The sequence below is a fragment of the Citrobacter amalonaticus genome (genome assembly GCF_001559075.2).
Lineage (GTDB): Bacteria > Pseudomonadota > Gammaproteobacteria > Enterobacterales > Enterobacteriaceae > Citrobacter_A > Citrobacter_A amalonaticus_F.
On sequence record NZ_CP014015.2, the window covers coordinates 553,742 to 565,869 of the forward strand.

Here is a 12,128-nt window from a genome sequence, read left to right on the forward strand (position 1 = left end):
TCGCTTACCCGGCCTACAAAAACACCGTTCAGGCAGTCAGTAGATTCGCGATTGTACGCACGCCCAGACCGGTCGCCCCGGCAGACCACTGCTCAACCGGCGCTTTGCGATAAGTTGCCGAGCAATCGATATGCAGCCAGCCCTGCTGGTAGTTTTCCACAAAGTGCGACAGGAATCCTGCGGCTGTGCTCGCCCCTGCCGGATACGCCGCGCTGCCGGTATTGTTCAACTCGGCAAAATTAGACGGCAACTGGTTGCGGTGGAATTCCGCCAGCGGCAGACGCCAGAACGCCTCGTTCTCTTCGGCTGCGCTTGCCAGCAGACGGTTCGCCAGTTGGTCATCGAAGCTGAACAGCGCATGGTAGTCGTTACCCAGCGCGGTTTTCGCGGCACCGGTCAGCGTCGCGGCATCAATGATCAGTTCCGGTTTCTGCGCGCTGGCGTCAATCAAACCGTCCGCCAGTACCAGACGCCCTTCGGCATCGGTATTCATCACTTCGACGTTTTTACCGTTGCGATAGTGGATGATATCGCCCAGCTTGAACGCGTTACCGCTGATCAGGTTATCCGCACAGCACAGGTACAGCTTCACGCGTTTGTTCAGACCGCGCGTGATCGCAAATGCCAGCGCGCCGGTCACCGTTGCAGCCCCCCCCATGTCGGATTTCATGGAGTCCATAAAGGCGCTCTGCTTGATGCTGTAGCCGCCGGAATCAAAGGTGATCCCTTTCCCGACCAGGCAAGCAAAAACCGGGGCTTCTTTATCTCCTGTCGGGTTATAGTCGAGCGCCAGCAGGACCGGCGGACGTTCAGAGCCGCGACCCACGGTATGCAGCCCCATGTAGTTCTGCTCACGCAGATCTTCGCCTTTGGTAATGCGGTAAGAGACGTGATCGCACGCCACGCTGCACAGCAGGTCAACGGCGCGCTGCGCCAGTTGCTCTGGACCCAACTCTTCCGCCGGTGCGTTAATGGTGTCACGCACCCAGTCAATGATGGTCAGACGGTTATCCAGCTCCTGGCGCTGTACGTCGTCCAGCTCTGGCCATTCCACTTTTCGGCTGCCTTTCGGCCCTTTGTAACCCTGCCAGAATGACCAGCAGCGGTCTGCATTCCAGCCCTCGCCTGCCAGTTGAACATGCTTGATGCCAAGGCCGTCAATTTTACGTGCGGCGCGCTGAATAAGGCCCAGGTCATCTTTCCCATTGAGGTGCAGGGCAATACCATCGTTATTGATACTGTATGTCGCTTTTTCACCCCAGCGTGCGTCAGCGGGTTGTGTGGAAAGCGTAATTTTCATGGCTTCTGTCATGTTATTTATCCTTATTAGCAAACGGGCCGCCTCATGGCAGCCCGTTATGTGACTTACTCTGCTTCATCTAACCAGACTAGCAGAATCGCCTCCAGAATTTTTTCATTGGATGCGCCAGGGTCGTCATCAAATTCCTCAAGATCGCAGATCCACTGATGAAGATCGGTGAAACGAACGGTCTTTGGATCGAGATCGGGGAACGCATCGTACAGCGCTTCACCGATTTCGCGGCTATCGGTCCACTTCAGTCCCATACTACCCTCTGTTAATGCTCACGAGCATGATTGATTGTGTAACGTGGGATTTCGACCACTAAATCATCCCCGGTGACGCGAGCCTGACAGCTTAAACGGCTCTCCGGCTCCAGTCCCCAGGCTTTATCCAGCATGTCGTCTTCTTCTTCCGTGCTTTCCGGCAGGGAGTCAAAGCCTTCACGCACGATGCAGTGGCAAGTCGTACAGGCGCAGGATTTTTCGCAGGCGTGTTCAATCTCGATACCGTTGCGCAGCGCAACGTCAAGAATGGTTTCACCGGTCTCAGCTTCCAGAACTGCACCATCCGGACAGAGATCCTGATGAGGCAGAATAACAATCTTTGGCATATTAAACCTCGTCCACGGAATGGCCTTTCAGCGCGCTACGGACCGACTGGTCCATGCGGCGAGCGGCGAATTCCTGGGTTTGTTTGTCTACGTTTTTAATGGCTTGTTCGATAGCGTCAACATCATCGCCCAGCGCCACCTCGCTCAGGTGCGCGGCGGCATCGTCGATCAATTGACGTTCTGCGGCGCTTAGCAGCGCGGCATCAGCGGTCAGCGCGCCGGTTAAACTCTCCAGCACGCGCGCCGCTTCGACTTTCTGCTCTGCCAGCATGCGCGCTTTCACGTCCTGCTCGGCAAAGCTCATCGAATCCTGAATCATTGAGGCAATTTCGCTGTCGGTCAGACCGTAGGACGGTTTCACCTGAATAGAAGCCTCAACACCGGTGGATTTCTCCATCGCAGTGACGCTCAGCAGACCGTCAGCATCCACCTGGAAGGTAACGCGAATATGCGCGCCGCCTGCCGGGAGCGCCGGAATACCGCGCAGGGCAAAGCGCGCCAGCGAACGGCAGTCCTGCACCAGTTCACGTTCGCCCTGCATGACGTGGATAGACATCGCGGTCTGGCCGTCTTTGAAGGTGGTAAAGTCCTGCGCGCGCGCCACCGGAATCGTGGTGTTACGCGGAATCACCTTCTCCACCAGGCCGCCCATCGTTTCCAGTCCCAGCGACAGCGGAATCACGTCGAGCAGCAGCATTTCACTGTCCGGTTTATTGCCGACAAGGATATCCGCCTGGATTGCCGCGCCAATCGCGACCACTTTATCCGGGTCGATTGACGTCAGCGGTGGGCGACCGAAGAATTCGCCCACACGTTCACGCACCAGCGGTACGCGCGTGGAACCGCCAACCATCACCACTTCCAGCACCTCCTGCGCCTCAACGCCGGCATCTTTCAGTGCGCGACGACAGGCCAGTAGCGTACGCTTAACCAGCGCGGAAATGAGTTCATTAAACTGTTCGCGGGTAATCTCACCCTGCCAGCCCGCCACGTTAATCGTGACTGACTCGGCATCGCTGAGCGCGATTTTCGCCGCGATGGCGGCATCCAGCAGCTCGCGCTGTACGCGATTATCGCTGCGATCGGCAATTCCCGCCTGTTCACGGATGTAATCCGCCAGCAGGTGGTCGAAGTCATCTCCGCCAAGCGCGGAATCCCCGCCGGTCGCCAACACTTCGAACACTCCGCGACTCAGGCGCAGAATAGAAATATCAAACGTTCCGCCGCCGAGGTCATACACCGCAATGACGCCCTCTTTGCCGGAATCCAGACCGTAGGCAATCGCCGCAGCGGTCGGTTCATTGAGCAGGCGCAGCACATGGAGGCCCGCCAGGCGTGCGGCATCTTTGGTCCCCTGACGCTGTGCATCGTCAAAGTACGCCGGTACGGTAATCACCACACCATCCAAATCGCCGGAGAGCGACTCAGAGGCTCGCGCCGCCAGTGCTTTCAGGATATCGGCTGAAACACGAACCGGATTCAGCAAGCCCGCCGCCGTTTCAATCATCGGCAAGCCATTTTCACTTGCCTGGAAGCGGTACGGCAGATGCGGGTAGCGAGTCTGAATATCCGCCAGTGAACGCCCCATCATGCGTTTCACCGAACTGATGGTATTGGCGGTATCCAGCGCGGCATTAGCACGCGCATCATAGCCGACCGTGTGGCCCTGCGGCTGATAGTGAACGACGGACGGCAGCAGATGACGACCGTCGTGATCGGCCAGCGTTTCCGCCTGACCGCTACGCACGGTTGCGACCAGAGAGTTGGTGGTCCCGAGATCGATGCCCACAGCCAGACGACGCTGGTGTGGCGCTGCGCTCAGACCAGGCTCACTAATTTGTAATAAGGCCATAATTGCTTCCGAATATTAAAAATCGAGCAGTTTTTCTTCGAGTTGTTCTGCACTGCTTCGCAGTTTATCGAGAAAACGCAGTTTACGCACGGTATCGGCCGCAGCGTCCCACGTCTCGCTATCCAGTTGTTCCACCATTAGCTGATGGCGGCTATCAAACATCTTTTTCACGCGCTGAATAAACGGTTCCAGCCGCGCCTCGTCTTTCGCCTGTTCGATCTCATCAAGTTCTTCACGCAGTTCCAGTTGTTCCATCAGGAATGCGGTATCGCGCACCGTGTGCTGCTCGTTGCTGAGATCAAAACCGTTTAGCGAAAGCAGATATTCTGCGCGCATCAGAGGATGGCGCAGCGTTTGCCAGGCCTGGTTGATGGTGGCGGATTGCTGGACGGCAGCAAGCTGTTCAGCCTGGGTACCGCTGGCAAATTTATCAGGGTGATACTGACGTTGCAGATCCTGAAAACGAAGGCTCAGCGCCTGAATATCGAGCGGATAACGGGCCGGTAAGCCAAAGAGGGTGAAGTAGTCCATAACATTCTCAGGGGTAGCCTGTTAGAACAAACCCCACACGTAGCAAGGCCACGGCGGGGTTTTCGGATGACGCGCGTTACACGTGGAAGCTTTCGCCGCAACCACACTCGTCTTTCACATTCGGGTTCGTGAACTTAAACCCTTCGTTCAGACCTTCTTTCACGAAGTCTAACTGCGTTCCGTCCAGAAATTGCAGGCTTTTTCCGTCGACCACGACCTTAACGCCTTTGTCTTCAAACACGGTGTCTTCTGCCGCCGGTTCATCAACAAATTCCAGTACATACGCCATACCTGAGCAGCCGGAGGTTCTCACGCCCAGACGCAGGCCAAACCCTTTACCGCGGTTCGCCAGGAAGGTATTTACTCGCGCTGCTGCACTGTCGCTAAGTGTAATCGACATAATAAAACCTCAACTCTTCTTATTTTGCTTCACGTTTGCTTTTGTAGTCCGCAATGGCGGCTTTGATCGCGTCTTCTGCCAGAATAGAACAGTGAATTTTCACTGGCGGCAACTCAAGCTCATCGGCGATATCGGTATTTTTGATCGCCTGTGCTTCGTCCAGTGATTTGCCTTTCACCCATTCGGTAACCAGGGAGCTGGACGCGATAGCGGAACCGCAGCCGTAAGTCTTGAAACGCGCGTCTTCAATGATACCTTCATTGTTAACTTTGATCTGCAACTTCATCACGTCGCCACAGGCTGGTGCACCCACCATGCCGCTGCCCACGTTCTCGTCGCTGTTGTCAAAAGAGCCCACGTTACGTGGATTCTCGTAATGATCGATTACTTTTTCGCTGTAAGCCATGATGAATTCTCCTTATCGGTACCGATTAATGATGTGACCATTCGATGCTATTCAGATCCACGCCCTGCTTGTGCATTTCCCACAGCGGAGAAAGGTCACGCAGACGGCCGATAGATTTACGAACCAGTTCGATGGTGTAATCAATCTCTTCTTCGGTAGTAAAACGACCTAAAGAGAAACGAATAGAGCTATGTGCCAGCTCGTCGGTCATTCCCAGTGCGCGCAACACGTAGGAAGGTTCGAGGCTCGCAGAGGTACAGGCAGAACCGGAAGAGACCGCGAGGTCTTTCAGCGCCATGATCAGCGACTCGCCTTCAACGTAGTTAAAGCTCACGTTGAGGATGTTTGGCGCGCCCTGCTCAAGGTCACCGTTCAGGTAGACTTCTTCCATATCTTTCACGCCGTTCCACAGACGGTTACGCAGACCGCGCAGACGCGCCATCTCGGTTTCCATCTCTTCTTTGGCGATGCGATAGGCTTCGCCCATGCCGACGATCTGGTGGACAGGCAGCGTACCGGAACGCATGCCACGCTCGTGACCGCCGCCGTGCATCTGTGCTTCGATGCGAATACGTGGTTTACGACGAACGTACAGCGCGCCGATCCCTTTCGGGCCATAAATTTTGTGACCGGAGAAGGACATCAGGTCAACTTTCAACTGGCTCAGATCGATAGGCAGTTTGCCCACGCTCTGAGTGGCGTCAACATGGTAGATAATGCCGCGCGCACGGCACATTTCGCCGATAGTCGCGATATCCTGTACCACGCCGATTTCGTTATTCACGTGCATGATGGAAACCAGAATGGTGTCGTCACGCATCGCGGCTTCCAGCTCTTTGAGATCGATAATCCCGTTGCTCTGCGGCGCCAGGTAAGTGACTTCAAAGCCTTCGCGCTCCAGTTGACGGCAGGTGTCCAATACCGCTTTGTGCTCGGTTTTGCTGGTGATAATGTGCTTGCCTTTTTTCTGATAAAAGTTGGCTGCACCTTTGATCGCCAGGTTGTCGGATTCAGTCGCACCGGAAGTAAAGACGATTTCACGCGGATCGGCACCCACCAGATCGGCAATCTGATTACGGGCGATGTCTACCGCCTCTTCAGCCTGCCAGCCGAAACGGTGTGAACGGGAGGCCGGGTTACCAAAGGTTCCGTCCAGCGTCAGGAACTGCATCATTTTCTCGGCAACACGCGGGTCCACCGGCGTGGTTGCGGAGTAGTCGAGATAAATCGGTAATTTCATTGCTCTATAAACTCCGTACATCGCTTCAATGCAAGGAGTCAGGCAACCGGCTGGATGTACGACCGTGTTAACGGAGCGCAAACGCTCCGGCCTGACTCTGAATACTTTTACGCTTAATCCTTCTGGCTGCCTCTGCGCTGGCTGCCTTCACTCACCTCAGTCACTTACTGGTGTAAACGCCTGAGGATTCATTCAGTTGCCGCCTTAATGCAGCCAGAATGATTTGCGTAATTTTCTATTTAAGCGCGTAACTTAACGTCAATCGCGTCTTGTGCACGATTTGTGCGTGGAGCGTCGTGGCTGTGCTGGCGACCAGACACATCCAGGACTTCCTGATTATTCACCAGTTCGCCTAACGTAATGTTGTTGAGGAAACCGGTCAGACGGTCGCTCAGATCGCGCCACAGCGCGTGGGTCAGGCATTTATCGCCGCCCTGACAACCGCCTTTACCCTGACAACGGGTCGCATCAACCGACTCGTCAACAGCGCTAATCACTTCACCGACTGCAATACTGCCGGCATCTTTACCCAGCAGATAACCACCGCCTGGTCCACGTACGCTGGACACCAGACCATTTTTACGCAAACGGGAGAACAGCTGTTCCAGATAAGAAAGGGAAATTCCCTGACGTTCAGAAATATCAGCCAACGGTACCGGGCCCGCTTCGGAGTTGAGCGCAACGTCCAACATTGCGGTCACGGCATAACGCCCTTTAGATGTCAGTCTCATGTCTTACTTAGCCTCAAACTCGCCCCTGCCCGGGGTTTTTTATTGTAAAATGGGGGTATTGCATAGCAGGGCCAAGTCTGACATTCCCGACTAAATCAGTCAACTATTTACTTGACTAATTTAGTCAGGTATTTGACGTTCCGTGCGGTATTCGTTTGCCGGATGGCGCTTCGCTTATCCGGCCTACAGGCCGCACGATTGGCAGGCCGGATAAGCGAAGCGCCATCCGGCATTAGCACCGTTACTTGCTTTTATTCTGCTGTTCGACAGATGCCAGAATCCCGCGCAAGATATTCAGCTCCTGACTCTCAGGGCGCGCACGCGTAAACAGACGGCGCAGCTTGTTCATCACTTGTCCCGGATGGCCTTCGCGAATAAACCCGGTCGACAGCAGCGTTTGTTCCAGATGACCATAAAAACGCTCTAAATCATCCACCAGCGGATACTCAGCTTCTTCGTATTCGGCGGTCTTATCACCTTCCTGCGTCGCCAGCCAGGCCATGCGTACTTCATACGCGATGACCTGTACCGCCATTGCCAGGTTCAGCGAACTGTACTCCGGGTTTGCCGCAATCGCGACATGGTAATGGCATTTTTGCAGTTCGTCGTTGGTCAGCCCAACGCGTTCACGACCAAACACCAGCGCCACAGGGGTATTTGCTGCTTCCGCAACGCTTTTTAAACCGCATTCGCGCGGGTCAAGCATCGGCCACGGCAGCGTACGCGAACGTGCGCTGGTTCCGACCACCAGGCTGCATCCAGCCAGCGCTTCATCGAGGGTATCGACGATCTGCGCGTTGCCGATCACATCGCTGGCTCCTGCCGCCAGGGCGATGGCCTGGGAGTCAGGTTTCACGAGCGGGTTCACCAGCCACAGGTTGGTTAACCCCATTGTTTTCATGGCGCGGGCGACAGAGCCCATATTGCCGGTATGAGACGTTTCCACCAGCACGATTCGAATATTTTGCAGCATTGTCTTTCTTCAGCTAAAGATTATTCGGTCATATTATCATAAATCGAAGACATATTCCGATCTCGCTGCTATACTCTGCGCCGTTTTCCCGTTCTTTAACATCCAGTGAGAGAGACCGATGCATCCGATGCTGACCATCGCCGTGCGCGCAGCGCGCAAGGCGGGTAATGTAATTGCCAAACACTACGAAACGCCTGACTCAGTAGAAACCAGCCAGAAAGGCAGCAATGATTTCGTGACCAACGTCGATAAAGCCGCCGAAGCGATTATTATCGAAACGATCCGCAAATCTTACCCACAGCACACCATCATCACCGAAGAAAGCGGTGAACATGAAGGTACCGATCAGGATGTTCAATGGGTTATCGATCCACTGGATGGCACTACCAACTTCGTAAAACGTCTGCCGCACTTCGCGGTTTCCATCGCCGTACGTATTAAAGGCCGCACTGAAGTCGCCGTGGTTTACGATCCGATGCGTAATGAACTGTTCACCGCGACTCGCGGTCAGGGCGCACAGCTGAATGGCTACCGTCTGCGCGGCAGCAATGCGCGTGACCTGGACGGCACCATTATCGCAACCGGCTTCCCGTTCAAGGCCAAACAGCACGCCACCTCTTACATGAATATCCTCGGCAAAATGTTTACCGAGTGCGCTGACTTCCGTCGCACCGGTTCTGCTGCGCTGGATCTGGCCTATGTTGCCGCTGCGCGCGTTGACGGTTATTTCGAAATTGGTCTGCGTCCGTGGGATTTCGCCGCGGGTGAACTGATCGCCCGTGAAGCTGGCGCCCTGGTCTGCGACTTTACCGGTGGTCACAACTACATGACGACCGGCAACATCGTGGCGGGCAACCCGCGCGTGGTAAAAGCGATGCTGGCGAATATGCGTGACGAACTGAGCGACGCGCTGAAGCGTTAATCGTTTGCTGCCGGATGGCGGCTAACGCCTTATCCGGCCTACAGAGGGAAATGATCTGTAGGTCTGATAAGTGAAGCGCCATCCGGCAAAATCAAAACGGCCGTAATCCCCTTCCCACTGGCACCGCACTCACCCACATCACTCCTGCTGCCACCACTAATATCATGCCACCGGCTAACGCCAGCGTTGACCAACCTACCTGCCGCCACAGTACTGGCGCATGATTGCCGCTCAGCCTGACTGCCAGTGTACGAAAACTGTGCACCAGCAGCGCCAGAGAGGTAATCGTCAGCGACGTTCCCGCCGCCATCGCCAGTGCCGAGGCCATCCCCCAGTAAAAGACGCCAATGACTTTGCTGAACAGCAGGACCATGATCGCTCCGGAACAGGGACGCATCCCCATCGACAGAATAATCATTAGCCGCGCGCGCCAGTCATCATCGCGGTGAAGCTGGCCCGGATTCGGCACGTGCTGATGCCCGCAACCACAGTTTTCATGGTGCACATGGTGTGGCGTGAAGGCGATAAACCTGGGTTTGCGCAGCAGCGCATGCAGTTTCTTCAGCGCCTGCCAGCAGAGCAAAACGCCCAGAATCCCCACCAGCGCATAGCTCCCCTTCTCCAGCCAGAAACCACTCAGATGTAACTGTCTCGCCGGCAGTTGCAGGATGCTGAGCACCACCACGACCAGCCCGATCGCCACCAGCCCCTGCAATAACGAAGAGGCCAGCGTCAGCCCAATACTCGACTTCAGCTTTGAAGGATGGGTTGCCAGCCAGGTGGTGATCACCACTTTTCCGTGTCCCGGCCCCAGCGCGTGCAGCACACCATAGATAAAGCTAAACAGCAGCAACGACCCACCCGCCTGGGCTGGACTGGCGGCAACGGCCTTCAGCAATACGCTCATCTGCTGATTGACCTCCCGCTGCCAGACAATACTTTTGATCATCACCTGCGGCCAGGCGTGCCACAGCCAGACACCACCGATCGCTGCAATCAGCAAAAACAGCGCCAACGGCCACAGCGATAACCAACGCCGTGCGTGAATGCGGTTTGTTGATATTACTGACATGAGATCGTCACCGTCTGCGCGAATTGTTTCCCCAGTTCCATATCCTCCGGCGGCGCATCTTCTTTATCCAGCGACTGGGCAAAAATAAGCGACGCTTCGCTCGGTGCGGGCGTGTGCAGCGCAATGTTACAGCGCTCGCGCAACACCGACGATAGCGTTGCATCGTTATCGTCTTCGTAGCTCATATCGACATAATAAGAGGGATCAAAGGTCGAGAAGGTGTAACGCTGCCCGCTCAATGGTTGCGGTTCGGCAAGCGGCAACACAAAGGTGAGCACGGCCTGATGCTCATCACGCTCCATGCTGTATTCCGTGGGGCGGTTTTTAAATTTAACGCGCTGCCCGTTGTGCCACATTTCGGTAAAGTAATGCTGTCCCAACACATTCGCCATCACTTCCGCCGCCAGCTTCTTCCAGATTTCAGAACCCGGTTTAGCCTCTCCCGCATCATAGAGCAGATCGGCAGAGGTCAGTTCATCCATTGTCCAGCGCATCTTCAGCGCCACGATAGTCCCGTTATCGCTGACCACTTCCGTTTTCAGACGGATAAAACTGTGAGGATGTGCGCTCACCGTAAACGTCAAAAATGCGAGTAATACCAGCAAAGCGCCGCGTATCATGAATGGTATCAACTCCCCACAAAAACAGGACGGGCCACGCGAGTCACGATCGTCGTGGCAGGATTTTCCGTGAGGATAACATTGAAATGAGGAATGTTGAGCGTTGATTTCTGGACGCGATTCAGTTCTCAGATTTGCGATTTCATTGTTGGAGGCTGTGCGCCTGCGGCGGTAACTTTCTGTGTGTCACAACCATTTTGATAACAAATTGTAAAAATAAATAAGCAATTTCTAATTATTTTTAACATAAAAATTGACATTCAATGCATTGCACATATCGAAATTAACTATAATTTAACCTAAAAATATCCATAAATTAACAAAAATGGGCATTTATCACATTTATTAAACTTACAATTCATTACCTCTTCCCTTCGTTGATAACCTCCTGTTCGTGACATGCCCCGGTCCCTACAAAAGGTACAACTATGAAATTCAAACTCGCATTACTCAGTGCAACCCTGGTTTCTGCATGCATGTTGTCCGGCCCGTCCTTTGCGGCAGAAAAATATGAAATCGCTGTGGTTGCTAAAGTCACCGGTATTCCGTGGTTTAACCGCATGGAAACCGGCGTGAATGAAGCCGCGAAGAAACTGGATGTGAATGCTTACCAGACCGGCCCTTCCACACCGGATCCGGCTCAGCAGGTGAAGGTCATTGAAGATCTTATTGCCAAGAACGTTAACGCGATCATTGTGGTACCTAATGACGCCAAGGTGCTTGAGCCCGTGCTGAAAAAAGCGCGCGATAAGGGCATTGTCGTTCTGACTCACGAATCGCCGGATCAGCAAATCGGCCAGTGGGATATCGAAACGATCGACAGCGAGAAATACGCGCAGGCCAACGTCGACGAGCTGGCGAAGGATATGGGCGGTAAAGGCGGCTATGCCATTTACGTCGGCTCGCTGACCGTGCCATTGCACAACGCCTGGGCCGATTACGCCATCAAGTACCAGAAAGAAAAATACCCGGAGATGTTTGAAGTCACCACCCGTCTGCCGGTGGCTGAGAGCATCGACAAATCCTACTCCACGACGCTGGACCTGATGAAAACCTATCCGCAGATGAAGGGCATCATTGGCTTCGGTTCGCTGGGTCCGATTGGTGCAGGTCAGGCGGTACAGAAAAAACGCGCGAAAGATAAAATTGCCGTGGTGGGGATTGCGATGCCCGCACAGGCAGCGCCTTATCTGATGCGTGGTGACATCAAAAAAGCGATGCTGTGGGATCCAAAAGATGCCGGCTACGCGCTGGTGACCGTGGCAGATCAATTGCTGCAAGGTAAAGAGGTCACGCCAGATCTGACCATTGAAGGATTAGGGAAAGCCGATGTCGACATGGAGAAGAAAGTGATCCGCTTTAACAAGATCCTCGAAGTCACCAAAGACAACGCGCAATCACTTGGTTTCTAAGGCTCCAGCCACCACCAGGGAAACCTAACGCCGACCGTCTGGTCGGCGCTATCAAC

At 54.5% G+C, this 12,128-nt stretch carries 14 protein-coding genes; 2 read left to right on the forward strand and 12 right to left on the reverse strand.

Annotation, left to right across the window (positions count from 1 at the left end; genetic code table 11):
* Positions 1-28: 28 nt before the first annotated feature.
* The 10 genes from pepB to trmJ all read right to left on the reverse strand — a co-directional run bounded on the left by pepB (position 29) and on the right by trmJ (position 8,046).
* Positions 29-1,312: an aminopeptidase PepB gene (gene pepB / locus AL479_RS02700; protein WP_044253083.1), complete on the reverse strand. Its 1,284-nt coding sequence runs from the start codon at positions 1,310-1,312 to the stop codon at positions 29-31.
* Between the two features lie 53 nt (positions 1,313-1,365).
* Entirely contained in the window at positions 1,366-1,566 is a 201-nt protein-coding gene (iscX, locus tag AL479_RS02705; protein WP_045446157.1) for a Fe-S cluster assembly protein IscX, read from the reverse strand.
* 11 nt (positions 1,567-1,577) lie between these two features.
* Positions 1,578-1,913, reverse strand: a complete 336-nt coding sequence (fdx, locus tag AL479_RS02710) for an ISC system 2Fe-2S type ferredoxin (RefSeq protein ID WP_042317595.1) — start codon at positions 1,911-1,913, stop codon at positions 1,578-1,580.
* A 1-nt stretch (position 1,914) separates the two neighbouring features.
* The gene (gene hscA, locus AL479_RS02715) at positions 1,915-3,765 is read right to left on the reverse strand and encodes a Fe-S protein assembly chaperone HscA (RefSeq protein WP_061074970.1); all 1,851 of its coding nucleotides are present in this window, start codon (positions 3,763-3,765) and stop codon (positions 1,915-1,917) included.
* A 15-nt stretch (positions 3,766-3,780) separates the two neighbouring features.
* Positions 3,781-4,296, reverse strand: a complete 516-nt coding sequence (gene hscB, locus AL479_RS02720) for a co-chaperone HscB (protein ID WP_061074971.1) — start codon at positions 4,294-4,296, stop codon at positions 3,781-3,783.
* Positions 4,297-4,372: 76 nt separating this feature from the next.
* Entirely contained in the window at positions 4,373-4,696 is a 324-nt protein-coding gene (gene iscA / locus AL479_RS02725) for an iron-sulfur cluster assembly protein IscA (RefSeq protein WP_003037681.1), read from the reverse strand.
* 19 nt (positions 4,697-4,715) lie between these two features.
* A complete protein-coding gene (gene iscU / locus AL479_RS02730) occupies positions 4,716-5,102 on the reverse strand; it encodes a Fe-S cluster assembly scaffold IscU (RefSeq protein WP_002913991.1) in 387 nt (128 codons plus the stop codon).
* A 25-nt stretch (positions 5,103-5,127) separates the two neighbouring features.
* Complete coding sequence (gene iscS / locus AL479_RS02735) at positions 5,128-6,342, reverse strand: cysteine desulfurase (RefSeq protein WP_042999818.1); 1,215 nt, start codon at positions 6,340-6,342, stop codon at positions 5,128-5,130.
* A gap of 239 nt (positions 6,343-6,581) precedes the next feature.
* The gene (gene iscR, locus AL479_RS02740; RefSeq protein ID WP_042317591.1) at positions 6,582-7,073 is read right to left on the reverse strand and encodes a Fe-S cluster assembly transcriptional regulator IscR; all 492 of its coding nucleotides are present in this window, start codon (positions 7,071-7,073) and stop codon (positions 6,582-6,584) included.
* 241 nt (positions 7,074-7,314) lie between these two features.
* Complete coding sequence (gene trmJ / locus AL479_RS02745) at positions 7,315-8,046, reverse strand: tRNA (cytosine(32)/uridine(32)-2'-O)-methyltransferase TrmJ (protein WP_061074972.1); 732 nt, start codon at positions 8,044-8,046, stop codon at positions 7,315-7,317.
* A gap of 118 nt (positions 8,047-8,164) precedes the next feature.
* On the opposite strand from trmJ, the gene suhB reads away from it, so the two are divergent.
* Positions 8,165-8,968 carry an inositol-1-monophosphatase gene (gene suhB / locus AL479_RS02750; RefSeq protein WP_042999816.1) on the forward strand — a complete coding sequence of 268 codons (804 nt, stop codon included), beginning with the start codon at positions 8,165-8,167 and terminating at the stop codon, positions 8,966-8,968.
* 91 nt (positions 8,969-9,059) lie between these two features.
* Here suhB and AL479_RS02755 read toward each other — a convergent pair whose 3' ends face one another.
* Together AL479_RS02755 and AL479_RS02760 are read right to left on the reverse strand one after the other, a co-directional pair.
* Positions 9,060-10,040, reverse strand: a complete 981-nt coding sequence (locus tag AL479_RS02755; protein WP_061074973.1) for a nickel/cobalt transporter — start codon at positions 10,038-10,040, stop codon at positions 9,060-9,062.
* The gene (locus tag AL479_RS02760; protein ID WP_061074974.1) at positions 10,031-10,660 is read right to left on the reverse strand and encodes a DUF1007 family protein; all 630 of its coding nucleotides are present in this window, start codon (positions 10,658-10,660) and stop codon (positions 10,031-10,033) included. The genes AL479_RS02755 and AL479_RS02760 overlap by 10 nt, the downstream gene beginning before the upstream one ends.
* Before the next feature lie 428 nt (positions 10,661-11,088).
* Here AL479_RS02760 and AL479_RS02765 point away from each other — a divergent pair, with 428 nt between their 5' ends.
* Positions 11,089-12,072, forward strand: a complete 984-nt coding sequence (locus tag AL479_RS02765; protein WP_042999813.1) for an autoinducer 2 ABC transporter substrate-binding protein — start codon at positions 11,089-11,091, stop codon at positions 12,070-12,072.
* The last annotated feature ends 56 nt before the right edge of the window (positions 12,073-12,128 follow it).

Bases quoted from the DNA above. Each gene is read 5' to 3' on its own strand.
- pepB (WP_044253083.1), bottom strand. From the start codon at position 1,312: ATGACAGAAGCCATGAAAATTACGCTTTCCACACAACCCGCTGACGCA.
- iscX (WP_045446157.1), bottom strand. From the start codon at position 1,566: ATGGGACTGAAGTGGACCGATAGCCGCGAAATCGGTGAAGCGCTGTAC.
- fdx (WP_042317595.1), bottom strand. From the start codon at position 1,913: ATGCCAAAGATTGTTATTCTGCCTCATCAGGATCTCTGTCCGGATGGT.
- hscA (WP_061074970.1), bottom strand. From the start codon at position 3,765: ATGGCCTTATTACAAATTAGTGAGCCTGGTCTGAGCGCAGCGCCACAC.
- hscB (WP_061074971.1), bottom strand. From the start codon at position 4,296: ATGGACTACTTCACCCTCTTTGGCTTACCGGCCCGTTATCCGCTCGAT.
- iscA (WP_003037681.1), bottom strand. From the start codon at position 4,696: ATGTCGATTACACTTAGCGACAGTGCAGCAGCGCGAGTAAATACCTTC.
- iscU (WP_002913991.1), bottom strand. From the start codon at position 5,102: ATGGCTTACAGCGAAAAAGTAATCGATCATTACGAGAATCCACGTAAC.
- iscS (WP_042999818.1), bottom strand. From the start codon at position 6,342: ATGAAATTACCGATTTATCTCGACTACTCCGCAACCACGCCGGTGGAC.
- iscR (WP_042317591.1), bottom strand. From the start codon at position 7,073: ATGAGACTGACATCTAAAGGGCGTTATGCCGTGACCGCAATGTTGGAC.
- trmJ (WP_061074972.1), bottom strand. From the start codon at position 8,046: ATGCTGCAAAATATTCGAATCGTGCTGGTGGAAACGTCTCATACCGGC.
- suhB (WP_042999816.1), top strand. From the start codon at position 8,165: ATGCATCCGATGCTGACCATCGCCGTGCGCGCAGCGCGCAAGGCGGGT.
- AL479_RS02755 (WP_061074973.1), bottom strand. From the start codon at position 10,040: ATGTCAGTAATATCAACAAACCGCATTCACGCACGGCGTTGGTTATCG.
- AL479_RS02760 (WP_061074974.1), bottom strand. From the start codon at position 10,660: ATGATACGCGGCGCTTTGCTGGTATTACTCGCATTTTTGACGTTTACG.
- AL479_RS02765 (WP_042999813.1), top strand. From the start codon at position 11,089: ATGAAATTCAAACTCGCATTACTCAGTGCAACCCTGGTTTCTGCATGC.